At 55.7% G+C, this 22,738-nt stretch carries 19 protein-coding genes and 4 tRNA genes; 17 read left to right on the forward strand and 6 right to left on the reverse strand.

Annotated features, from left to right (window positions below):
* Nucleotides 1-122: 122 nt before the first annotated feature.
* The 15 genes from wecA (at nucleotide 123) to K5E19_RS17045 (ending at nucleotide 13,106) form a co-directional block, all read left to right on the forward strand.
* On the forward strand, nucleotides 123-1,226 hold the full coding sequence (wecA, locus tag K5E19_RS16975; RefSeq protein ID WP_089598263.1) for a UDP-N-acetylglucosamine--undecaprenyl-phosphate N-acetylglucosaminephosphotransferase: 1,104 nt from the start codon (nucleotides 123-125) through the stop codon (nucleotides 1,224-1,226).
* A 13-nt stretch (nucleotides 1,227-1,239) separates the two neighbouring features.
* On the forward strand, nucleotides 1,240-2,286 hold the full coding sequence (gene wzzE / locus K5E19_RS16980; RefSeq protein WP_042717725.1) for an ECA polysaccharide chain length modulation protein: 1,047 nt from the start codon (nucleotides 1,240-1,242) through the stop codon (nucleotides 2,284-2,286).
* 56 nt (nucleotides 2,287-2,342) lie between these two features.
* Entirely contained in the window at nucleotides 2,343-3,473 is a 1,131-nt protein-coding gene (wecB, locus tag K5E19_RS16985; RefSeq protein ID WP_221552225.1) for a non-hydrolyzing UDP-N-acetylglucosamine 2-epimerase, read from the forward strand.
* Nucleotides 3,470-4,732, forward strand: a complete 1,263-nt coding sequence (wecC, locus tag K5E19_RS16990; protein WP_221552226.1) for a UDP-N-acetyl-D-mannosamine dehydrogenase — start codon at nucleotides 3,470-3,472, stop codon at nucleotides 4,730-4,732. The genes wecB and wecC overlap by 4 nt, the downstream gene beginning before the upstream one ends.
* Nucleotides 4,729-5,406, forward strand: coding sequence for a dTDP-4-amino-4,6-dideoxy-D-galactose acyltransferase (gene rffC / locus K5E19_RS16995; protein ID WP_221552227.1), 678 nt, complete (start codon nucleotides 4,729-4,731; stop codon nucleotides 5,404-5,406). Before wecC ends, rffC begins: the two co-directional genes overlap by 4 nt.
* Nucleotides 5,407-5,410: 4 nt before the next feature.
* Entirely contained in the window at nucleotides 5,411-6,541 is a 1,131-nt protein-coding gene (gene rffA / locus K5E19_RS17000; RefSeq protein WP_042717731.1) for a dTDP-4-amino-4,6-dideoxygalactose transaminase, read from the forward strand.
* Between the two features lies 1 nt (nucleotide 6,542).
* Nucleotides 6,543-7,793, forward strand: a complete 1,251-nt coding sequence (wzxE, locus tag K5E19_RS17005; protein WP_010426338.1) for a lipid III flippase WzxE — start codon at nucleotides 6,543-6,545, stop codon at nucleotides 7,791-7,793.
* Nucleotides 7,790-8,869 (forward strand): TDP-N-acetylfucosamine:lipid II N-acetylfucosaminyltransferase, encoded by a 1,080-nt coding sequence (locus K5E19_RS17010; RefSeq protein WP_221552228.1) that lies wholly within the window; start codon nucleotides 7,790-7,792, stop codon nucleotides 8,867-8,869. The genes wzxE and K5E19_RS17010 overlap by 4 nt, the downstream gene beginning before the upstream one ends.
* Entirely contained in the window at nucleotides 8,866-10,218 is a 1,353-nt protein-coding gene (gene wzyE / locus K5E19_RS17015; protein WP_221552229.1) for an ECA oligosaccharide polymerase, read from the forward strand. The genes K5E19_RS17010 and wzyE overlap by 4 nt, the downstream gene beginning before the upstream one ends.
* Before the next feature lie 12 nt (nucleotides 10,219-10,230).
* Nucleotides 10,231-10,971: a lipopolysaccharide N-acetylmannosaminouronosyltransferase gene (gene wecG / locus K5E19_RS17020; protein ID WP_221552230.1), complete on the forward strand. Its 741-nt coding sequence runs from the start codon at nucleotides 10,231-10,233 to the stop codon at nucleotides 10,969-10,971.
* Between the two features lie 196 nt (nucleotides 10,972-11,167).
* Nucleotides 11,168-12,553, forward strand: a complete 1,386-nt coding sequence (gene thrP, locus K5E19_RS17025; protein ID WP_221552231.1) for a bifunctional threonine/serine APC transporter ThrP — start codon at nucleotides 11,168-11,170, stop codon at nucleotides 12,551-12,553.
* Between the two features lie 102 nt (nucleotides 12,554-12,655).
* Nucleotides 12,656-12,732: transfer RNA gene (locus K5E19_RS17030), tRNA-Arg, on the forward strand.
* Between the two features lie 67 nt (nucleotides 12,733-12,799).
* Nucleotides 12,800-12,875, forward strand: a tRNA-His gene (locus tag K5E19_RS17035).
* 22 nt (nucleotides 12,876-12,897) lie between these two features.
* Nucleotides 12,898-12,983, forward strand: a tRNA-Leu gene (locus K5E19_RS17040).
* 46 nt (nucleotides 12,984-13,029) lie between these two features.
* A tRNA-Pro gene (locus K5E19_RS17045) sits at nucleotides 13,030-13,106 on the forward strand.
* Nucleotides 13,107-13,611: 505 nt separating this feature from the next.
* On the opposite strand, the gene K5E19_RS17050 is transcribed toward K5E19_RS17045, so the two are convergent.
* From K5E19_RS17050 to hemC, 5 genes are all read right to left on the reverse strand, one after another.
* Nucleotides 13,612-14,823, reverse strand: coding sequence for an MFS transporter (locus tag K5E19_RS17050; RefSeq protein ID WP_221552232.1), 1,212 nt, complete (start codon nucleotides 14,821-14,823; stop codon nucleotides 13,612-13,614).
* 171 nt (nucleotides 14,824-14,994) lie between these two features.
* Nucleotides 14,995-16,194 (reverse strand): protoheme IX biogenesis protein HemY, encoded by a 1,200-nt coding sequence (gene hemY, locus K5E19_RS17055; RefSeq protein ID WP_221552247.1) that lies wholly within the window; start codon nucleotides 16,192-16,194, stop codon nucleotides 14,995-14,997.
* Nucleotides 16,195-16,196: 2 nt separating this feature from the next.
* Nucleotides 16,197-17,390, reverse strand: coding sequence for a uroporphyrinogen-III C-methyltransferase (gene hemX / locus K5E19_RS17060; RefSeq protein ID WP_221552233.1), 1,194 nt, complete (start codon nucleotides 17,388-17,390; stop codon nucleotides 16,197-16,199).
* A 20-nt stretch (nucleotides 17,391-17,410) separates the two neighbouring features.
* Nucleotides 17,411-18,151 carry a uroporphyrinogen-III synthase gene (gene hemD, locus K5E19_RS17065; protein WP_221552234.1) on the reverse strand — a complete coding sequence of 247 codons (741 nt, stop codon included), beginning with the start codon at nucleotides 18,149-18,151 and terminating at the stop codon, nucleotides 17,411-17,413.
* Complete coding sequence (hemC, locus tag K5E19_RS17070; RefSeq protein ID WP_221552235.1) at nucleotides 18,148-19,089, reverse strand: hydroxymethylbilane synthase; 942 nt, start codon at nucleotides 19,087-19,089, stop codon at nucleotides 18,148-18,150. Before hemC ends, hemD begins: the two co-directional genes overlap by 4 nt.
* Nucleotides 19,090-19,439: 350 nt before the next feature.
* Here hemC and cyaA point away from each other — a divergent pair, with 350 nt between their 5' ends.
* Nucleotides 19,440-21,983 (forward strand): class I adenylate cyclase, encoded by a 2,544-nt coding sequence (cyaA, locus tag K5E19_RS17075; protein WP_221552236.1) that lies wholly within the window; start codon nucleotides 19,440-19,442, stop codon nucleotides 21,981-21,983.
* A 78-nt stretch (nucleotides 21,984-22,061) separates the two neighbouring features.
* Here cyaA and cyaY read toward each other — a convergent pair whose 3' ends face one another.
* A complete protein-coding gene (cyaY, locus tag K5E19_RS17080) occupies nucleotides 22,062-22,382 on the reverse strand; it encodes an iron donor protein CyaY (protein WP_045403860.1) in 321 nt (106 codons plus the stop codon).
* Nucleotides 22,383-22,517: 135 nt separating this feature from the next.
* On the opposite strand from cyaY, the gene lptM reads away from it, so the two are divergent.
* Nucleotides 22,518-22,721, forward strand: a complete 204-nt coding sequence (gene lptM, locus K5E19_RS17085) for an LPS translocon maturation chaperone LptM (RefSeq protein ID WP_221552237.1) — start codon at nucleotides 22,518-22,520, stop codon at nucleotides 22,719-22,721.
* Nucleotides 22,722-22,738: the final 17 nt, after the last annotated feature.

Consider the following 22,738-nt stretch of genomic DNA (forward strand, 5'->3'; position numbering starts at 1 on the left):
CAAAGAAATAATTGATTGAAAAACATACAAACGGAGTTGTGAGAGGCCACCTTTTATTCCTTCAGAGGCGGGGGCTTCATGGTTATACTTCCGGGACTAACTTTTGTTGAGAGCAATCCATTGTGAATCTACTCACTGCAGTAACTGAGCTGATCAGTATTTTTTTATTCACAACCTGTTTTTTGTTCATTGCGCGCAAGGTAGCAAAAAGAATCGGGTTAGTGGACAAGCCGAATTTCCGTAAGCGCCATCAGGGGCTTATCCCGTTAGTGGGGGGGATTTCGGTTTACGCAGGTATCTGTTTCACGTTTGCTATCGCGGATTACTATATTCCGCATGCCGCGCTCTACCTGGCATGTGCGGGTGTCCTCGTGTTAGTCGGGGCGCTTGATGACCGATTTGATATCAGTGTGAAGTTTCGCGCGACCGTACAGGCGGCCATTGGCGTCATCATGATGGTGGTCGGTGGCCTGTACCTGAGAAGCCTGGGTTATGTTTTTGGCCCGTGGGAGCTGGTGCTGGGTCCGTTTGGTTTCTTCCTGACGCTGTTTGCGGTCTGGGCGGCAATAAACGCTTTCAACATGGTCGATGGTATTGACGGCCTGCTCGGTGGGTTGTCCTCCGTCTCGTTTGCCGCGATCGGTATTATTTTGTGGTTTGATGGCCAGTACAGCCTGTCAATGTGGTGTTTCGCCATGATTGCCGCCATCCTGCCCTATATCTTCCTCAACCTCGGTGTCTTGGGGCGTCGCTATAAAGTCTTCATGGGCGATGCGGGAAGTACCTTGATTGGCTTTACCGTTATCTGGGTCCTGCTGGAAACCACACAAGGTAAAACGCATCCGATTAGCCCGGTAACGGCGCTGTGGATTATTGCTATCCCGCTGATGGACATGGTGGCGATTATGTATCGCCGTCTGCGTAAAGGGATGAGTCCATTCTCCCCTGACCGTCAGCATATCCATCATCTGATCATGCGCGCCGGGTTCACGTCCCGTCAGGCTTTTGTCCTGATCACCCTCGCTGCGGCGATCCTCGCCGGAATTGGCGTGGCCGCAGAATATGCTCATTTCATCCCTGAATGGGTAATGTTGGTATTATTCTTGCTAGCATTCTTTATGTACGGTTACTGCATCAAACGCGCATGGAAAGTTGCACGATTCATTAAACGTTTAAAACGCAGGATGCGTCGGAACAGTGGCAAAAACACAACATTAACTAAGTAAAACCGGGACTATGATGACTCAACCGTTGGCGGGAGCGAAATCAGTGGTAACTGAGAATGAGCTGGATATTCGTGGTTTGTTTCGCGTGTTATGGCGGGGCAAGTTCTGGATAGCGGGGATCGCGTTGGGGTTCGCTCTGTTAGCGCTTGCCTACACATTCTTTGCAAAACAAGAGTGGAGCGCGACGGCGATTACCGACAGACCAACGGTTAACATGCTCGGCGGCTTCTATTCCCAGCAGCAGTTCCTGCGTAACCTGGACATTAAAGCGAATCTCGCCACGCCGGATCAGGTTTCCGTTATGGATGAGGCCTACAAAGAGTTCGTGATGCAGCTCGCCTCGTGGGATACGCGTCGCGATTTCTGGTCGCAGACCGATTACTTCAAGCAGCGTCGGGTTGATAACACAAAAGTTGATGCCGCGCTGCTGGATGATCTCATCAACAATATCCAGTTTATGCCGGGCGATGCGCTGCGCAATGTCAGCGACAGCGTGAAGCTGATTGCCGAAACGGCGCCGGATGCGAATAACCTGCTGCGTCAGTATGTTGCCTTTGCCAGCCAGCGCGCCGCCAGCCATCTCAATGATGAGCTGAAAGGCGCCTGGGCTGCGCGGACGATTCAGATGAAGGCGCAGGTGAAGCGTCAGGAAGAGGTGGCGAAAGCCATTTTTGCCCGCCGTGTCCACAATATTGAGCAGGCGCTAAAAATTGCGGAGCAGCACAATATCTCTCGCAGCGAAACGGATGTCCCGGCGGATGAACTGCCTGATTCCGAAATGTTCCTCCTTGGTCGTCCAATGCTCCAGGCGCGACTGGAAAATCTTCAGGCCGTGGGCCCTGATTTTGACCTCGATTACGACCAAAACCGCGCCATGCTTAACACCCTGAACGTCGGTCCAACGATGGACCCCCGTTTTCAGACGTATCGTTATTTGAGAACGCCTGAAGAACCTGTAAAACGCGATAGTCCGCGACGCGCATTCCTGATGATCATGTGGGGGATTGTGGGCGCACTGACTGGCGCTGGCGTAGCATTAATGCGTCGTCGCACAAATTAAGAACGCCGTCTACGATGAAGGCTACGGCCTTCATCGCCTAATCGAAGAGAATCGATGTGAAAGTACTAACCGTATTTGGCACCAGGCCGGAGGCCATCAAGATGGCGCCTCTGGTTCATGCGCTGGCCAGAGATCCTGATATTGAAGCAAAAGTATGCGTAACTGCCCAGCACCGGGAGATGCTCGATCAGGTCTTAACTCTCTTTTCTATCGTCCCGGATTATGATCTCAATATTATGAAACCGGGGCAGGGGTTGACGGAGATCACCTGCCGTATTCTGCAAGAATTGAAGCCCATTCTGGAATCCTTCAAACCTGATGTGGTGCTGGTGCATGGCGACACCACGACCACCGTGGCGACCAGTCTGGCCGCATTCTATCAGCGCATTCCCGTTGGTCATGTTGAAGCGGGCCTGCGCACGGGCAACCTTTACTCGCCCTGGCCGGAAGAGGCCAACCGCACGCTCACCGGACATCTGGCGATGTACCACTTTGCGCCAACTGAAAACTCGCGTCAGAACCTGCTGCGGGAAAATATTGCCGACAATAAGATCTTTGTCACCGGGAATACGGTTATCGATGCGCTGATCTGGGTACGTGACCGCGTGCTGGCGAACACCGAGCTGCAGGCAGAACTCGCTGCGCGCTATCCTTTCCTGCATAACGGCAAGAAAACAATCCTGGTGACGGGCCACCGTCGCGAAAGTTTCGGTCGCGGCTTTGAGCAAATCTGCCACGCGCTGGCTGAGATTGCCGCGCAGAATGAAGATGTGCAGATTGTCTATCCGGTACACCTCAACCCTAACGTCAGCGAGCCGGTGAACCGTATTCTGGGTCATGTGGACAATGTCCTTCTGATCGAACCGCAGGACTATATGCCATTCGTCTGGCTGATGAACCACGCCTGGCTGATCCTCACCGACTCCGGCGGGATTCAGGAAGAGGCGCCGTCCCTCGGCAAACCGGTGCTGGTAATGCGTGAAACCACCGAGCGCCCGGAAGCGGTAAAAGCGGGCACGGTACGTCTGGTAGGCACAGATATGCGACGCATCGTCGACGAAGTGACGCGCCTGCTGCACGATGAAGAAGAGTATCAGGCGATGAGCCGCGCCCATAACCCGTATGGTGATGGGCAGTCTTGTGGTCGTATTTTGCATGCACTTAAACACAATCGGGTAACGCTATGAGTTTTACTACCATCTCTGTCGTGGGTCTTGGCTACATTGGACTGCCTACTGCGGCGGCCTTTGCCTCTCGTCAAAAGCAGGTTGTAGGCGTCGACATCAATGCGCGCGCGGTGGAAACCATTAACCGTGGCGAAATTCATATTGTGGAGCCTGATCTTGACCTCGTGGTGAAAAAGGCGGTCGACGGGGGATTCCTGCGCGCCAGCACCACGCCGGTCGACGCCGATGCCTTTCTGATTGCGGTTCCGACGCCATTTAAAGGCGATCATGAGCCCGACATGGTTTACGTCGAGGCGGCAGCAAAATCTATCGCGCCTGTGTTGAAAAAAGGGGCGCTGGTGATCCTCGAGTCCACGTCTCCGGTCGGTGCTACCGAGCAGATGGCACAGTGGCTGGCAGAAGCCCGTCCAGATTTAACCTTCCCACAGCAGGCGGGTGAGCAGGCCGATATTAACATCGCCTACTGTCCTGAGCGCGTGCTGCCGGGGCAGGTCATGGTCGAGCTGATTAAAAACGACCGCGTGATTGGCGGCATGACGCCGGTATGTTCCGCGCGCGCCAGCGAGTTGTATAAGATTTTCCTGGAAGGCGAATGCGTGGTGACCAACTCCCGCACCGCCGAGATGTGCAAACTGACCGAAAACAGCTTCCGCGACGTTAACATCGCCTTCGCGAACGAACTGTCACTGATTTGCGCCGATCAGGGGATTAACGTCTGGGAGCTGATAAGCCTTGCGAATCGCCACCCACGCGTCAACATTCTCCAGCCGGGTCCGGGCGTGGGCGGTCACTGCATCGCCGTCGATCCCTGGTTCATCGTGGCGCAGAACCCCGATCAGGCGCGCCTGATCCGCACCGCGCGTGAAGTTAACGACAGCAAACCTCACTGGGTACTCAATCAGGTTAAAGCGACGGTGGCGGATTGTCTGGCTGAAAGCGGCAAGCGCGCCAGCGAGCTGAAAATTGCCTGCTTTGGCCTGGCCTTTAAACCGAACATTGACGATCTACGCGAAAGCCCGGCGATGGAAATTGCTGAGATGATTGCAGGCTGGCACAGCGGTGAAACGCTGGTGGTTGAGCCGAATATCCATGAGCTGCCAGCGAAGCTGGCGGGCCATTGTACGCTGACCGCGCTAAACGATGCGCTGGCGACGGCGGATGTGCTGGTGCTGCTGGTGGATCACAACGCGTTCAAAGCGATCTCCGGTAAGAACGTATCCCAGAAGTACGTGGTTGATACCAAAGGCGTGTGGCGTTGAGTCAACTCAACGGCGTGCTGGAATCCCTTGAGTGGGAAAGCACTTTTTTTGCCCGGCCTTCGGCGATTGTTCGTCTGCGTGAAGATGCGCCTGTTTTGCAGGCGTCTGACTTCGCGGCCTGGCCGCGCGTGCAGGCGAAGATCCCGGCGGGCCGCGCCGATCTGCTGGATGCGCTGCAGCAACATGGTTTTCAGCTGGTCGAAGGCGAGGTTGATCTCTCCATAACGGTTTCCCGCCACCCGTCGGCAGGCGCAGAAATTGCAGCAGAGCAGGACATTCCCGCGCTGCGCCAGATGGCGGCACAGGCCTTTGCCCAAAGCCGCTTTCGTGCTCCCTGGTATAAGCCTGAAGACAGCGGCCGTTTTTATGCGCAGTGGATTGAAAATGCGGTAAAAGGCACGTTCGACCACGTGTGTCTGGTTTTCCGCGCGGTGGATGGACAGATTCAGGGCTTTGTTTCGCTGCGTAAGCTGAATGAGCAGGACGCGCGTATCGGCTTACTCGCCGGACGCGGCATGGGTGAAAAACTCATGCAGGCCGCGCTGCACTGGGCGGAGCAGGAGCAGTTATCGACGCTGCGGGTGGCGACCCAGATGGGCAACACCGCCGCGCTTAAACGTTATATTGCGAGTGGGGCCAACGTCGACACCACCGCTTACTGGTTATACAGGTGATATGATGATTCCATTTAACGCACCACCCGTCGTGGGAACGGAACTCGACTATATGCAGTCTGCCATGGGCAGCGGCAAGCTTTGCGGTGACGGTGGTTTTACCCGTCGCTGCCAGCAGTGGATGGAGCAACGTTTTCACAGCGCCAAAGTGCTGCTGACGCCATCCTGTACGGCCTCCCTGGAGATGGCCGCACTGCTGCTGGACATTCAGCCCGGCGATGAAGTGATCATGCCGAGCTATACCTTTGTCTCTACGGCGAACGCGTTTGTCCTGCGCGGGGCGAAAATTGTCTTTGTAGATATCCGTCCGGATACCATGAACATCGACGAAACGCTGATTGAAGCGGCGATCACCGACAAAACGCGCGCGATTGTCCCGGTTCACTATGCGGGCGTGGCGTGCGAAATGGACACGATTATGGCGATCGCCAAAAAGCACAACCTGTTCGTGGTGGAAGACGCCGCGCAGGGCGTGATGTCCACCTACAAAGGGCGCGCGCTGGGCACGATCGGCCACATCGGCTGCTTTAGCTTCCACGAAACCAAAAACTACACCGCAGGCGGTGAGGGTGGGGCGACGCTGATTAACGACCGTGCGCTGGTGGAGCGTGCCGAGGTGATCCGCGAAAAAGGCACCAACCGCAGCCAGTTCTTCCGTGGTCAGGTCGACAAGTACACCTGGCGCGATATCGGCTCAAGCTACCTGATGGCCGATCTGCAGGCCGCATATCTTTGGGCGCAGCTGGAGGCGGCGGAGCGTATTAATCTGCAGCGCCTGTCCCTGTGGCAAACCTACTACGACGCGCTGGAGCCGCTGGCGAAAGCCGGGCGTATTGAACTGCCGACGATCCCGGCAGACTGCGTTCACAACGCCCATATGTTTTACATCAAGCTGCGCGATAACGACGATCGCAGCAGCCTGATTGCGTGGCTGAAAGAGGCTGAAATTCTGGCAGTATTCCACTACATCCCGCTGCACTCCAGTCCGGCTGGAGAAGCCTTTGGCGTATTCGCGGGCGAAGACCGTTACACCACCAAAGAGAGCGAGCGTTTGCTTCGCCTGCCTCTGTTCTACAACCTCGCACCCGTTAATCAACGCACGGTGATCAATACCCTTCTGAGTTATTTCGGCTGATATGTCTCTGGCAAAAGCATCGGTGTGGACGGCTGCGTCCACGCTTGTAAAAATTGGCGCCGGATTGCTGGTCGTCAAGTTGCTGGCTGTCTCATTCGGGCCGTCGGGCGTCGGGCTGGCGGGCAATTTCCGCCAGTTGGTTACGGTACTCGGCGTGTTGGCCGGGGCGGGAATATTTAACGGCGTCACCAAATACGTGGCTCAGCATCATGATGATGCGGAAAAACTGCGCACGGTCGTAGGAACGTCCTCGGCCATGGTCCTGGGATTTTCCACGCTGCTGGCCGTTGTGTTTTTACTGGCGGCGGCACCGATTAGTCAGGGGCTGTTTGGACACACCCAGTATCAGGGGCTGGTTCGCCTGGTCGCGCTGGTTCAGATGGGGATTGCCTGGGCCAACCTGCTGCTGGCGCTGATGAAGGGCTTCCGTGATGCGGCGGGCAATGCGCTGGCGCTGATCCTGGGAAGCGTCATCGGTGTGATTGCTTATTACTTCTGCTATCGCCTGGGTGGCTATGAGGGCGCGCTGCTGGGGCTGGCGCTGGTGCCTGCTCTGGTTGTCGTTCCGGCGGCGTTTATGCTGATGCGCAGAGGGGTCATCCCGCTACGTTACCTGAAACCGCAGTGGGACAAGATGCTGGCGGGGCAGTTAGGCAAATTTACCCTGATGGCGCTCATCACCTCGGTGACGCTTCCGGTGGCCTACGTCATGATGCGAAACCTGCTGGCCGCGCATTACAGTTGGGATGAAGTCGGCATTTGGCAGGGCGTGAGCAGCATTTCCGATGCCTACCTCCAATTTATAACGGCTTCCTTTAGCGTCTATTTGCTGCCAACCTTATCGCGGCTGACCGTAAAAAAGGATATTACCCGCGAGATTTTCCGCTCACTGCGTTTTGTGCTCCCTGCCGTGGCGGCCGCCAGCTTTACCGTCTGGTTATTACGTGATGTCGCCATCTGGCTGCTCTTCTCGGCAAAGTTTATCGCCATGCGCGATCTGTTCGCCTGGCAGCTGGTAGGCGATGTGTTGAAAGTCGGCGCTTACGTTTTCGGTTATCTGGTGATTGCGAAAGCCTCGCTGCGGTTGTATATCCTGGCGGAGATTAGTCAGTTTGCGCTGTTGACGGCGTTTTCTCACTGGCTGATCCCTTCGCACGGCGCGCTGGGGGCCGCTCAGGCCTATATGGCAACTTATATCGTTTATTTCGCTGCCTGTTGCGGCGTATTTTTACTTTGGCGTAAACGCGCATGACTGCACTGATTCACATCCTGGGGTCGGACATCCCACACCATAACCAGACCGTACTGCGGTTCTTCAACGATGAGCTGGCGTCGGGTAATCCTGATGCGCGCGAGTTTATGGTTGCAGGTCAGGACAATGGCCTGGGCGCGGCGTGTCCGGCGCTTAACATCACCTTCTGGCCAGATAAAGTCGCGCTGGCGAAAGCGGTCATCGCGAAGGCCAAAGCCGATCGTGAACAACGCTTCTTCTTCCATGGGCAGTTCAATACGGGCCTGTGGCTGGCTCTGCTGAGCGGCGGGATCAAACCTTCCCAGTGTAGCTGGCATATCTGGGGCGCCGATCTCTATGAAGTGTCCCGCGGCTGGAAGTTCCGCCTGTTCTATCCGCTGCGTCGTATGGCCCAGGGCCGCGTGGGCTGCGTGTTCGCTACTCGTGGCGATCTTACCTACTTTGCTGAACGGCATCCGAACGTGCGCGGTGAGCTGCTCTATTTCCCGACCCGCATGAACCCGTCGCTGAACAACATGGCGAACGATACGCTGCGCGAGGGCAAACTGACGATTCTGGTGGGGAACTCCGGGGATCGCAGCAATGAGCATGTTGCGGCGCTCCGGGCGGTGCATCAGCAGTTTGGCGATACGGTGAACGTGGTAGTGCCAATGGGCTACCCGGCGAATAACGACGCCTACATCGCTGAGGTCCGTGAGCAGGCGCTGGCGTTATTTAGCGCTGAGCATGTGAATATTCTGCAGGATAAGCTGGAATTTGATGACTATCTCGCGCTCCTGAGAAAATGCGATCTGGGTTATTTTATCTTTGCTCGTCAGCAGGGGATTGGTACCTTATGTCTGCTTATCCAGGCAGGCGTCCCGTGCGTGCTGAACCGCGAAAACCCGTTCTGGCAGGATATGACCGAGCAGCATATTCCGGTACTGTTTACCTCGGACACGCTGGACGTCGATATAGTGCGGGAAGCGCAGCGTCAGCTGGCGCTGGTGGATAAAAATAGCATCGACTTCTTTAGCCCGAACTACCTCACGCCGTGGCACCGCGCGCTGCGTATCGCTGCAGGAGACAACGCATGAGCCAGTTGCAATTTAGCGGCTTGTTGGTGGTTTGGCTGCTGAGCACGCTGTTTATCGCCACGCTCACCTGGTTTGAGTTTCGTCGCGTCCGCTTTAACTTCAACGTATTCTTCTCGCTGCTGTTTTTGCTGACCTTTTACTTCGGCTTCCCGCTGACCAGTATTCTGGTTTTCCGTTTTGATGTGGCCGTTGCCCCGCCGGAAATTTTGCTGCAGGCGCTGCTCTCCGCAACTTGTTTCTATGCCGTCTACTACGTCACCTATAAAACGCGCTTGCGCTCAGCGACAACGTCCGCGCCACGGCGACCGATTTTCACCATGAACCGGGTGGAGACGCACCTGACGTGGGTGATGCTGATGACCATCGCGCTGGTCAGCGTGGGCATCTTCTTCATGCACAACGGTTTCCTGCTGTTTAAGCTCCAGTCCTACAGCCAGATTTTCTCTGCTGAAGTGTCAGGCGTGGCGCTCAAGCGCTTCTTCTACTTCTTCATTCCGGCGATGCTGGTGGTCTTTTTCCTGCGTCAGGACAGCAAGGCGTGGCTGTTTTTCCTGGTGAGTACCGTCGCCTTCGGCATCCTGACCTACATGATTGTGGGTGGAACGCGCGCCAACATCATTATCGCCTTCGCCATCTTCCTGTTTATTGGCATTATTCGCGGGTGGATCTCCCTGTGGATGCTGGCGGCGGCAGGCGTATTTGGCATTGTGGGCATGTTCTGGCTGGCGCTGAAGCGCTACGGGTTAAACGTTGCCGGTGACGAAGCGTTTTACACCTTCCTCTACCTTACGCGCGACACCTTCTCGCCGTGGGAAAACCTGGCATTGCTGCTGCAAAACTACGACAAGATCGACTTCCAGGGGTTAGCGCCCATTGCCCGCGACTTCTACGTCTTTATTCCGACCTGGCTGTGGCCGGACCGTCCGGGCGTGGTGCTCAATACGGCGAACTACTTTACCTGGGAAGTGCTGAACAACCATTCTGGCCTGGCGATCTCGCCAACGCTGATTGGCTCGCTGGTCGTGATGGGCGGCGCGTGGTTTATCCTGCCGGGCGCGATTGCGGTTGGGCTGATCATTAAATGGTTCGACTGGCTTTACACGCTCGGTAACGAAGAGACCAACCGCTACAAGGCGGCTATTTTGCACAGTTTCTGCTTTGGTGCCATTTTCAATATGATTGTTCTGGCACGCGAGGGGCTGGATTCGTTCGTCTCGCGCGTGGTGTTCTTCATGGTCGTTTTCGGTGTGTGTCTGGTACTGGCAAAACTGTTGTACTGGCTGTTTGACAGCGCAGGGCTTGTCCACCGACGCGAGCATCAGGGCAGCACAACGCTGTCGCAAGTCTGAGTAGGGATTGTAATGACTGACACAACTTCTGCGCCGCGCTATGCGCTGCGCGGTCTACAGCTTATTGGCTGGCGTGATATGCAACACGCGCTGGATTTTCTGTTCTCGGACGGGCAGATGAAATCGGGCACGCTGGTGGCCATCAATGCGGAAAAAATGCTCGCGGTTGAAGATAACGCGGAAGTGAAAGACCTGATTACCGCCGCCGAATTCAAGTACGCAGACGGCATCAGCGTCGTGCGCTCTATCCGCAAAAAGTATCCTGGCGCTAATGTTTCACGCGTGGCGGGGGCCGATCTCTGGGAGCAGCTCATGGCGCGCGCGGGAGCAGAAGGCACGCCGGTCTTCCTGATCGGCGGTAAGCCGGACGTGCTGGCACAGACGCAGCAGAAGCTGCGTAGCCAGTGGAATGTTAACATTGTGGGTAGCCAGGACGGTTATTTTAAACCTGAAGATCGGCAGGCGCTGTTTGAACGCGTGCGCGACAGCGGGGCGAAAATTGTTACCGTGGCGATGGGCTCGCCGCGTCAGGAGATCCTGATGCGCGATTGCCGTCTGGTCTGCCCGGATGCCCTGTACATGGGCGTTGGTGGCACCTACGACGTCTTTACCGGCCACGTTAAGCGCGCGCCGAAAGTCTGGCAAAACCTCGGCCTGGAATGGCTGTATCGTCTGTTATCACAACCGACGCGTATCAAACGACAGATCCGTCTGCTGCGCTATCTCGCCTGGCACTACACCGGTAAAATGTAATCAAAATGTAGCGCGATATGCTGTTCGCGCTGCAAATCCCCTGCAAAACTGCTGCTAATCTGTGCAATGCATTCATTTTTTTAATGCATCGTTTGCCATTTAGCAGAATTTAAGAAACCATTCGCACCGTATTTTAGTTCCCCTAAAAAACAATAACCGGCTTAAGCCGGTAAACAGCAGACACAACCGAGGATTTATGGCAGAGAAACAACCGGAGCTACAGCGTGGGCTGGAAGCTCGACATATTGAATTGATAGCGCTGGGCGGCACCATCGGCGTTGGCCTGTTCATGGGCTCCGCAAGTACGCTCAAATGGGCTGGTCCTTCCGTATTACTGGCGTACATCATCGCCGGGCTGTTCGTTTTCTTCATCATGCGTTCAATGGGCGAAATGCTCTTCCTGGAGCCGGTGACCGGCTCTTTCGCCGTTTACGCGCACCGCTATATGAGCCCGTTCTTTGGCTACCTTACGGCCTGGTCGTACTGGTTTATGTGGATGGCCGTGGGCATCTCGGAAATCACCGCGATAGGGGTTTACGTGCAGTTCTGGTTCCCGGACATGGTCCAGTGGATACCCGCGCTCATCGCTGTGGGGCTGGTGGCGCTGGCGAACCTTGCTGCCGTTCGCCTCTACGGTGAAATTGAATTCTGGTTCGCGATGATCAAAGTCACCACCATTATCGTGATGATTGTCGTGGGTCTCGGGGTTATTTTCTTTGGCTTCGGCAACGGCGGGCACGCGATTGGCTTCGGTAACCTGACCGAGAACGGTGGCTTCTTCGCGGGCGGCTGGAAGGGCTTCCTGACGGCGCTCTGTATCGTTGTCGCCTCCTATCAGGGCGTTGAGCTGATCGGCATTACGGCCGGTGAAGCGAAAAACCCGCAGGTCACGCTGCGTAGCGCGGTGGGCAAAGTGCTGTGGCGTATCCTGATTTTCTATGTAGGCGCGATCTTCGTTATCGTGACAATCTTCCCGTGGAACGAAATCGGCACCACCGGCAGCCCGTTTGTCTTAACCTTCGCGAAGATTGGTATTACCGCGGCGGCAGGGATTATTAACTTCGTGGTGCTGACGGCGGCGCTCTCTGGCTGCAATAGCGGGATGTACAGCTGTGGCCGCATGCTCTACGCGCTTTCCAAAAACAACCAACTGCCCGCGACGATGGGGAAAGTGTCCCGTGCGGGCGTGCCGGTGATGGGCGTGGCAGTATCGATCGTGATTCTGCTGATTGGTTCGTGTCTGAATTATATCATCCCGAATCCGCAGCGCGTGTTCGTTTACGTCTACAGCGCCAGCGTGCTGCCGGGCATGGTGCCGTGGTTTGTTATCCTTATCAGTCAGCTGCGTTTCCGTCATGCGCACAAAAAGGCGATTGAAAGCCATCCGTTCCGCTCCATTTTGTTCCCGTACGCGAACTATTTGACGATGGCGTTCCTGATTTGCGTATTAATCGGCATGTACTTTAATGAAGATACCCGCATGTCGCTGTTTGTCGGGATGATCTTCCTTGCGGCTGTAACGGCTGCATATAAGCTTTTTGGCCTGGGTCGCCGCGCCACCACGCATAAAGTGGAGGAATAAGCGGCAAAATGTGCAAACCATAACCAAACGCGCATTTTTTTCAAAAAAGCACTAGACAGCGGGGACGGAGGTACGTAATATCCAGCCCCGCAACGGCGCTAAGCGCCCGTAGCTCAGCTGGATAGAGCGCTGCCCTCCGGAGGCAGAGGTCTCAGGTTCGAATCCTGTCGGGCGCACCATTTACCCGGTGCTGGAGCTGCGGTGGTCTGAGAAGTAGTCAGTACCGCGTGAGTTAAGAATACAGTGGTGGCTATAGCTCAGTTGGTAGAGCCCTGGATTGTGATTCCAGTTGTCGTGGGTTCGAATCCCATTAGCCACCCCATTATTTGAAAGAGTTGTGAATTGCGAAGGTGGCGGAATTGGTAGACGCGCTAGCTTCAGGTGTTAGTGTCCTTTGGATGTGGGGGTTCGAGTCCCCCCCCTCGCACCACGACTTTTTAAATGAATTGAACTAAAAATTCAAAAAAGCAGTACATCGGCGAGTAGCGCAGCTTGGTAGCGCAACTGGTTTGGGACCAGTGGGTCGGAGGTTCGAATCCTCTCTCGCCGACCAATTTTGAACCCCGCTTCGGCGGGGTTTTTTGTTTTCTGCGGTTTTTATCCCTGTCGTTATTCCCCAACAACACACTTCCCCTTTGTCGCGATTTGGCGACGCGTAACACCTTGAAAGTATACAGTTTAATATTTCGACGGCTTTATTGTCTCTTGCCGACGACACGTTGAATCTCTTCTCGGTACATTATCGGGCTTCAGGCGGTTCTTAACAGCAGAATTTCCTTTTATCTTAGAATGTTGCGCAATGTAAAAGTTCTGCGTGTAAACCTGGCATGTAACGTGCAATAATATGCGTGTAGATGCTCATTCCATCTCTTATGTTCGCCTTAGTGCCTCATAAACTCAGGAATGACGCAGAGCCGTTTACGGTGCTTATCGTCCACTGACAGATGTCGCTTCGGCCTCATCAAACACCATGGACACAACGTTGAGTGAAGCACCAAATATGTTGTCTTACAGACCTGTTTTAACGCCTGCTTTTATAGCAGGCGTTTTTTTATGTCTTAATCACTGAAACGCCTCAGTACCAGCGTAACGAAAAGCAGCGCGGTGCCAGAGACCATATACAGCGCCTCAACTGCCCCGAACACTGTCGCTACCATCGCTGCGAGGCCAGTAAAGAGAGAAGCACTAAGCGTTTGCCAGCGCCAGGCTTTACTGCTTGCTGATGAAATCTGGGCCATCTGAAAGTTACTAAGCACCCCAAACGTACCTGCCGCAAACACAATATTCGACGCCAGATGTGCAATGAAGATCATTCCCAGCGCGGGCACAACCCAGCCGGATAACAGCGGAAGCACCCCATAAGCAGCCAGAAAGAGAGCAAGGTAGCCCATCAGCAGGAGAGGTTGGGTCGCGACGCGCGTCAGGCTGTCTCTCTTGAGCAACATTGGACCGCAAAGCTGCCCCATGCTCCTGGCGAAAAGCAGGGGCAGCGCGAGACCTGCCGCATTCTCAGGCTGTATCTCCTGCGCCAGGGCGGGCAGTAACGCCATAGCGGGTGAGCCTACGGCAGCCAGCGCTGGCAGCAGGAGCAAACAGCGTTTTTGCCGCTGGGTTAGCCTCTGCCAATGTAGCGCGACGAGTGCGTGAGCGTCGGTGGGAGAGGGTTTTATCCGTGCCGCAAACTCTCGCCTCGCCAGCAGGAGCATCAAGAGCGATCCCAGAAAACTGGCGGCATCGATTGCCAGCAAACCGACGACCGGCATTTTCTGAAAAAGCACGACGCCAAGTCCGGTTCCCAAAAGGACTTGAGAAGCAAATATCAGATTCTCCAGAACGGTTGCGGCAGGCAGCTCGGCATCACTGAGGCCGCGTTTGAACAGCAACGTTAGCGCAGGCCAGCCGATCCCACTCAATAATGCTTCAGCGGATTGCATGGCAAGCAGGGCGGGTATGCTGTGATAATGCACGCCGAGAAAGGGAAAGAGCAGGGCGAGCAATCCCAGTACCTCAGTCAGAATCAGCAAAGACAACGGGGAAAATCGAGAGCACAATTTTTCGCCGATCATACTGCCGAGGAATCCCGGCACCGTGGCAAAAAGAAAAGCGAGCGTCAGCAGCACCGGTGGTGCTGCCCACTGCAACAGTAAGCCGAAAACAACAACCTGGGTCAAACCATTCCCCAGTGAAGAGAAGATAAACGCGCAGGCAAGCAGGCGCAGCCAGCGGTGGCAGCGCAGCGCTTCAATAAGCGCATACAAAAGCGAATTCATGACGATTTCCTTTCAAAAACGTTTTACTCCACGCTGCAAAATGCGCGTGTGCGAAAAAGGGGTTAATGAAAAGCGATCGTTACATTGGCGGGTTCGTTTCCTGCGGAAGATGCAATGAATGTAGCAGGAGAGTGAAGATAAAAAAAGGAGGCCTCAAGGCCTCCATTTCAATTACGGCTGGTTACCGTTATTTTGCAACGTCAACAGCAACCCGTCACGCCGCATGGCGGCGGCCTCTTCCGGCTTATGCTGCTTATCCAGTGAATCCGCAAGCCAGGCGTAGTCAAACGCGTCCGGACGCTGTTTCAGCGCCGCGCGGAAGGCGAGGCTCGCCTCCTGCCATTCGCCGTGCTTCATCAGCGACTGACCGAGCGTGCTCCACAGCAGCGGGCGGTCGCCCACGGTTTTGATCTGCTGGCGCAGCGCTTTTTCGATCTGCTCAGGATTATTGGTTTTCAGGCGCGGGATCACCATCACCAGGCGGTCGTCGTACTGGCGCTTCAGACCGTCGAGGAGGATCTCCTGCGCGGTGTCATGATCGTCACATTCAATCAGATGTTCCGCCATCGCTACCTGTAGTGGAACCTGCTGACGCGTTTTACGGCTCTGGTTTTTCCACCAGGTTTTCAGACCGTCGCTGCCCAGGTCGGCGCGCGCCTGATCCATCAGCCCAATCCACGCCATGCGCTGCAGTTCGTCACGATGTTCATCATCACCGACATCTGCTTTTGCCATCGAAGGAATGATGTCCAGCAGTGAACCCCAGGCACCGGTACGAATGTAGGCCTGTTCAGCAAGGCGCAGCACTTCGGGATGGCGTGGGGTGATTTCCAGCAGTCGGTCAACGCCGTGGCGCGCCGCGTGGTTTTCGTTCCGCGCCAGCTGCAGGCGAACGCGGGTGATCTCCACCGGAATCGGATCTTTAGGCGAAAGCTCGGACGCGCGCTCAAGATGCTGATTGGCACGGGCTTCATCGCCGCGCTGCTGTGCCGCTTCAGCGGCCAGCAGATAGTTCACCACCGGCTGTTCCGCGTGATCGGCATTCTTCGACATCAGCTTTTCAACCTGCTGATAATCGCCTTCGGCCAGTTTCAGCAGCGCTTGCTCCGTTTGCTTACGGGCACGACGGCGCTTACGGCCAACGAACCAGCCGCGGGTATGCGCCCCGGTGCGGAAAATACGGCGCAGGATCCATTCCACAGCAAGCAGCACTACAACGCCGAGGACCAGGATAATCACTAAGCCGGTAACGCTGGTTTCAATGTTGTAGTTATCAGTCTGGATCAGCACATAGCCTTGATGACCCGCGAGCATCGGCCCCAGGACGATCCCGGCAATCAGCAGGATAAAGAGTAAGAGGACTTTAAGCATCATTACTCTCCTTGCGGCGCGCTTTCAGGCGCTGGCGCGGCGGCAGGTGCCTCAGCCGCGCCTTCCGCCGGAACGCCGGGCTGGGCCAGCAGGTTACGCACGCGCGTCTGCATCAGCTTCTCCAGAATCGGCTGGCTTTCCAGCTTATCCGGCACGTTCATGGTGATGTTTTGCTGGCTCAGCTTATCGATGTCTTCCAGGAAGGCGGTGGTCGTCGCATCATCAGTGTTGTAATACGCACGCACCCACGTTGAGACGTTATCCAGCGCCTGCTTGTAGGTCTCTTCCTGATGGCGCGGTACAGCCTGAGCCGCCACCAGCAGGCGGGAGCGGATGTTTTCGCGCAGGTAGATATCCTGGTTCGGCGCCAGCAGCGGCACGGCGGTTTCATCGCGGCGGCGGATGGTGATGAAGCTGTCCATAAAGTTCTGCCAGCTTTTTTGCAGGTTTATGCGCCATTCGCTCAGGGAGCTGGAAAGCTCGGTACCGTCGGAATCCATCGGGGAGTCGTCGTCGTTGTTATCCGCCAGCTGCAGGTTATCAATCTGGTTCGAGAGCTGGTTCACCTTGAGGATAATGCCGTCGTAATCCACCTGCGACACCGCAGACAGGCTGGCGATATCTTCGGTAATGGCGCGGCGCGCGGCGATCAGGCTTGGGTCGTTCATGTCTGCAAGGCTCGCGTCGGCGCTTTTCAGCAGCGCGGCGGCAGTAGTAACGTCCTGATCGCTCCAGAGCTTACGTCCAGCCAGTTTCACCAGAAAATCGGCCTGTGAGAGCAGCCAGGTTTTGGCATCGGTACCGGAAATGGTGGCGACTTTCTCCTGCATTTCACTCAGCTGTTTGGTCAACTCTTCCCGTTTGCTGTTCGCATCGGCAAGCGCGGCGGCCTGCTGTTTGATCACGCCTTCCAGCTCGGTTTTCTGCGTCTCCTGCGCTTTTTGCAGGGCGGTAATTTGATTGACCAGCGCATCGCTGGTGGCCGTCTGGTTAGAGCCTTGTTGCTTAACAAGACCGTACAGGCCAACGCCTGCCGCCAGGGCAATGGCGATGGCAATTGCGCTCAGCGCGAGGCTGGTTTTGTTGCTGCCGTTTTTCTTCTCAGCGGTTTTCTCTGTCGTCTCTGGCTGTGGGGTTGTATCCACAGTCTCCCTGGTCTCTTCAACCACGGCGGAGGATTTTTCGTGTTCCGTCATTATGGCTTCCCATTTGAGAGTTATTGTAATGCGCGCAGCAGCGCATCGTTGTCGGCGTTATCAGCGATCCGAATATCTTGCCAGCCCAGTTCCCGGGCGTGGTTCGCCAGACGCTCACTGACGACCAGAAGCCGACAGTGGAGTAACCAGTTCTCACGATACCATTGTGGAATAAGCGACCATAGCTGCTGCAGCATTTCACCGCTGGTTACGACCAGGGTATCGATGCCGCGCATGTGCCAGCGCATCGCCTCGTCCGCGCCATCGTAGTGTTTCGCACAACGCTGATAGCATTCGCAGAACGTGACGTTAGCCCCGCGTTCCCGCAGCGTTTCACCCAACAGTTCACGTCCACCGTTACCGCGTAAAATGAGCGCACGTTTTCCGGCAATAGTTTGTAATTCAGGTAATTGTAGCAAGACTTCGCTGATTTCCCGATCTAACGGGTAGCGAACGTCTGTTCCGCTAACGGTATGTAAGGCCAGTGCGGTTGTTCGCCCGATAGCGAAATAGCCGGGAGCGGTTGGCCAGTCGCTCCCTGCCTGTTGCAACTGCGCATGGGCAAATTCCACGGCATGTTGCGACAGCGCGAAGATCAGGTCGCCTTCCTGCAGGGCATTCATCTGGTCGACGAGCATGGACAGCTCCCGACCGGGGGAGAATTCAATCAGCGGAAAACTCCAGGCCACCTGCCCCAGTGCGCGCAGACGGCTCACTAATTGCTCTCCTGCGGGAGAAGGGCGGGTGACAAGAATACTCATGCAGGGGGTTCTCCATTATAAACGTCAGCCAGAATTTCGCGGGCACCGTTATCCAGCAACTCTTCCGCCAGCGATACGCCAAGCTGCTCGGCATCCTGCGGCTTGCCGCGACGCTCGCCGCGTACCATCTGTGAACCGTCCGGTGCGCCAACCAGCGCACGCAGCCACAGATCGCCGTCGGTTAATTCAGCATAGCTGCCAATCGGCACCTGACAGCCGCCTTCGAGGCGAGTGTTCATTGCACGCTCGGCTTTTACGCGGATGGCGGTCTCGTCATGGTTCAGCGGCGCAAGCAGCTCGCGCGTGCGCGCATCGTCAAGACGGCACTCAATGCCTACCGCACCCTGGCCCACGGCCGGCAGCGACAGCTCTGGCGGCAATGCGACGCGAATGCGTGATTCCAGCCCCAGACGCTTCAGACCGGCAACGGCGAGAATAATGGCATCGTAATCGCCGTTATCCAGCTTGCCCAGACGCGTACCCACGTTTCCGCGCAGCGAGCGAATCACCAGGTCCGGGCGACGTTCAGCCAACTGGCACTGACGGCGTAAACTGGACGTGCCAACCACGCTGCCCTCCGGCAACGCGTCAAGAGAATCATACTGGTTGGAGACGAACGCATCGCGCGGATCTTCACGCTCGCAGATGGTCACGAGCCCCAGCCCTTCCGGGAATTCAACGGGCACATCCTTCATGGAGTGCACGGCGATGTCAGCACGGTTCTCAAGCAAGGCCATTTCCAGCTCTTTGACAAACAAGCCTTTTCCGCCAACCTTCGCCAGCGGCGTATCAAGGATCACGTCACCGCGCGTCACCATTGGCACCAGTTCGACACGCAATCCGGAATGGCAGGCTTCAAGGCGCTGCTTCACATAATGTGCCTGCCAGAGCGCAAGTGGGCTTTGGCGTGTGGCAATTCTCAAAACATTGTCTAACATGCTTGTTACCGTCATTATCAATCGCTAACCATCCTAACATTGTTGACTCTGGGATGGCAGTTTTACGGTTGATGAAGGGTGAGAGGGACAAGGCGGCATATTCTTCAGCCGTAGCCGTATTCAGGAATTTACACGTACAGAACGGTGCTACACTTGTATGTAGCGCATCTTTCTTTACGGTCAACCGGCAAGGTGTTAAATTGATCACGTTTTAGACCATTTTTTCGTCGGTACCACCATAATGATAAGGGCGAAAGAAGGGTAACGGTTATCTTTTTGAAATACTGCGGGCTCGCTGTTATTCATGTTTTGAATAGCTTACGACACCCGGAAACATCAGGCGATACGTCTTGTACCTCTATATTGAGACTCTGAAACAGAGACTGGATGCCATAAATCAACTGCGCGTAGATCGCGCGCTTGCTGCCATGGGCCCTGCTTTCCAGCAGGTATACAGTCTGCTGCCGACATTATTGCACTATCACCATCCGCTGATGCCGGGTTACCTCGATGGTAACGTTCCCCAGGGCATTTGCCTTTTCACGCCTGATGAAACCCAACAGCACTATCTGAACGAGCTGGAACTCTACCGCGGCATGCCGCCTCAGGTTTCTCCGAAAGGTGAACTGCCAATCACTGGCGTTTACTCAATGGGGAGCACCTCATCGGTAGGGCAAAGCTGTTCTTCTGACCTGGATATTTGGGTCTGCCATCAATCCTGGCTCGATAACGAAGAGCGCCAGCTACTGCAGCGTAAATGCAGCCTGCTGGAGAGCTGGGCGGCGTCGCTCGGCGTGGAAGTGAGCTTCTTCCTGATTGATGAAAACCGTTTCCGCCATAACGAAAGTGGCAGTCTCGGTGGTGAAGACTGCGGCTCGACGCAGCACATCTTATTGCTGGATGAATTCTACCGTACTGCCGTTCGCCTCGCCGGGAAGCGTATTCTGTGGAATATGGTGCCGTGCGATGAAGAAGAGCATTACGACGATTACGTCATGTCGCTCTATTCGCAGGGCGTACTGACGCCAAACGAATGGCTGGATCTGGGCGGCCTGAGCTCTCTGTCCGCCGAAGAGTACTTTGGCGCGAGCCTCTGGCAGCTTTATAAGAGCATCGACTCACCGTACAAAGCGGTGTTGAAAACGCTGCTGCTGGAAGCCTATTCCTGGGAATATCCTACGCCGCGTCTGCTGGCGAAAGACATCAAGCAGCGTCTGCACGACGGGGAGATCGTCTCCTACGGGCTTGATGCTTACTGCATGATGCTGGAACGCGTTACCGAATACCTGAAAGCCATTGATGACACCACGCGTCTTGACCTGGTGCGTCGATGTTTCTATCTCAAAGTCTGTGAAAAACTGAGCCGCGAACGCGCCTGCGTTGGCTGGCGTCGTGAAGTGGTCAGTCAGTTAGTCAAAGAGTGGGGATGGGACGAAGCGCGTCTGTCCATGCTCGACAACCGCGCCAACTGGAAGATCGATCAGGTGCGTGAAGCGCACAACGAACTGCTCGATGCGATGATGCAAAGCTACCGTAATCTGATCCGCTTTGCGCGCCGTAACAACCTCAGCGTTTCCGCCAGCCCGCAGGACATCGGGGTATTGACCCGCAAGCTGTACGCCGCGTTTGAAGCGCTGCCGGGCAAAGTCACCCTGGTGAACCCGCAGATTTCACCTGACCTGTCAGAGCCGAACCTGACCTTTATCTTTGTGCCGCCGGGCCGCGCAAACCGCACCGGGTGGTATCTGTACAACCGTGCCCCAAGCATGGATTCGATCATCAGCCATCAGCCGCTGGAGTATAACCGCTACCTGAACAAGCTGGTGGCCTGGGCTTGGTTTAACGGCCTGCTGACCTCGCGCACGCGCCTGTATATCAAAGGCAACGAGGTGGTTGATTTAGCCAAGCTGCAGGAGATGGTCGCTGACGTCTCGCACCACTTCCCGCTGCGTCTGCCTGCGCCAACGCCAAAAGCGCTCTACAGCCCGTGCGAGATTCGCCATCTGGCGATCATCGTCAACCTGGAATACGACCCGACGGCGGCCTTCCGCAATCAGGTGGTCCATTTTGACTTCCGCAAGCTGGACGTCTTCAGCTTTGGCGAGCAGCAAAACTGCCTGGTGGGCAGCGTTGACCTGCTGTACCGCAACTCGTGGAACGAAGTGCGTACCCTGCACTTCAACGGCGAGCAGGCGATGATCGAAGCGCTGAAAACCATTCTTGGCAAGATGCACCAGGACGCCGCGCCGCCTGACAGCGTCGAAGTGTTCTGCTACAGCCAGCACCTGCGCGGTTTGATTCGTACCCGCGTGCAGCAGCTGGTCTCTGAGTGCATCGAACTGCGCCTCTCCAGCACCCGTCACGAAACCGGGCGCTTTAAAGCGCTGCGCGTCTCCGGCCAGACCTGGGGGCTGTTCTTCGAGCGCCTGAACGTGTCGGTACAGAAGCTGGAAAATGCCATCGAGTTCTACGGCGCGATTTCGCACAACAAGCTGCATGGCCTGTCGGTGCAGGTGGAAACCAACCACGTCAAACTGCCGCAGGTGGTGGATGGTTTTGCGAGCGAAGGGATTATTCAGTTCTTCTTCGAAGAGTCAGGTGAGGATGCCGGGTTCAATATCTACATCCTTGATGAGACTAACCGCGCCGAGGTGTATCACCACTGTGAAGGCAGCAAAGAGGAGCTGGTGCGCGACGTCAGCCGCTTCTACTCGTCGTCGCATGATCGCTTCACCTATGGCTCAAGCTTTATCAACTTTAACCTGCCGCAGTTCTACCAGATTGTGAACGTCGACGGTCGTGCGCAGGTGATCCCGTTCCGGACCCAGGCCGTAACACCTGCTGCGCCTGCCAATCAGGATACCGCGCCGCTGTTGCAGCAGTATTTCTCCTGACTTTTTTCGCCGGGTGGCGCTAACGCTTTTCGAGCCGTTGTAGGCCCGGTAAGGCGTAGCCGCCACCGGGCAACAAAACTACCTGAAACTCACTGCCTCACCCGCCTGCGCCGTCGCCGCCTGTTCCAGCAGATCCCAGAACGGTACGCCGCTACGGTCGCAAACCCATTCCCCGTCTTTCAGATCGAAATGATAGCCGCCCTGTTTCGCGGCCAGCCACACCTGGTGAAGCGGCTCCTGGCGGTTAATAATAATTTTGCTGCCGTTTTCAAAGCTTAAGGTCAGGATACCGCCGTTGATTTCACAATCGATATCGCTGTCGCCGTCCCAGTCGTCAAGGCGCTCTTCGATGGTCATCCACAGGGTGTCGGCAAGGCGATGGAATTCACTGTCGTTCATGGTTTTGTTCCTGTTTTTCGTGATGGCGGCAGTATAACCCTAAATAATTCCCGTTGCAGGAAAGCGGCAAACTCTTGCTTTTGTGTCTTCTCCTGCGATGATAGAAACAGATTTGAACTTACGAGCAACTTTATAATGAAAAACGTCTTCCGAACGCTTGCCGTTCTCATCACGCTGTTTAGCCTGACTGGTTGTGGACTGAAAGGACCGCTGTACTTCCCGCCAGAGGATAAAACCGCGCCGCCGCCAACGAAACCGGTGCAAAGCGGCATTGAGTCAACAACGCCAGATACTAACGATCGCGGCGATAACGGTGGCCCGACTCAGGTTAATCTCTGACAGATTACGTTCTGTAC

The sequence above is a fragment of the Enterobacter sp. RIT637 genome (genome assembly GCF_019718755.1).
Classification (GTDB): Bacteria; Pseudomonadota; Gammaproteobacteria; order Enterobacterales; family Enterobacteriaceae; genus Enterobacter.

Bases quoted from the DNA above. Each gene is read 5' to 3' on its own strand.
- rffA (WP_042717731.1), top strand. From the start codon at position 5,411: ATGATTCCATTTAACGCACCACCCGTCGTGGGAACGGAACTCGACTAT.
- K5E19_RS17010 (WP_221552228.1), top strand. From the start codon at position 7,790: ATGACTGCACTGATTCACATCCTGGGGTCGGACATCCCACACCATAAC.
- K5E19_RS17050 (WP_221552232.1), bottom strand. From the start codon at position 14,823: ATGAATTCGCTTTTGTATGCGCTTATTGAAGCGCTGCGCTGCCACCGC.
- hemD (WP_221552234.1), bottom strand. From the start codon at position 18,151: ATGAGTATTCTTGTCACCCGCCCTTCTCCCGCAGGAGAGCAATTAGTG.
- wzxE (WP_010426338.1), top strand. From the start codon at position 6,543: ATGTCTCTGGCAAAAGCATCGGTGTGGACGGCTGCGTCCACGCTTGTA.
- wzyE (WP_221552229.1), top strand. From the start codon at position 8,866: ATGAGCCAGTTGCAATTTAGCGGCTTGTTGGTGGTTTGGCTGCTGAGC.
- wecG (WP_221552230.1), top strand. From the start codon at position 10,231: ATGACTGACACAACTTCTGCGCCGCGCTATGCGCTGCGCGGTCTACAG.
- hemC (WP_221552235.1), bottom strand. From the start codon at position 19,089: ATGTTAGACAATGTTTTGAGAATTGCCACACGCCAAAGCCCACTTGCG.
- hemY (WP_221552247.1), bottom strand. From the start codon at position 16,194: ATGCTTAAAGTCCTCTTACTCTTTATCCTGCTGATTGCCGGGATCGTC.
- hemX (WP_221552233.1), bottom strand. From the start codon at position 17,390: ATGACGGAACACGAAAAATCCTCCGCCGTGGTTGAAGAGACCAGGGAG.
- wecC (WP_221552226.1), top strand. From the start codon at position 3,470: ATGAGTTTTACTACCATCTCTGTCGTGGGTCTTGGCTACATTGGACTG.
- cyaY (WP_045403860.1), bottom strand. From the start codon at position 22,382: ATGAACGACAGTGAATTCCATCGCCTTGCCGACACCCTGTGGATGACC.
- wzzE (WP_042717725.1), top strand. From the start codon at position 1,240: ATGACTCAACCGTTGGCGGGAGCGAAATCAGTGGTAACTGAGAATGAG.
- thrP (WP_221552231.1), top strand. From the start codon at position 11,168: ATGGCAGAGAAACAACCGGAGCTACAGCGTGGGCTGGAAGCTCGACAT.
- lptM (WP_221552237.1), top strand. From the start codon at position 22,518: ATGAAAAACGTCTTCCGAACGCTTGCCGTTCTCATCACGCTGTTTAGC.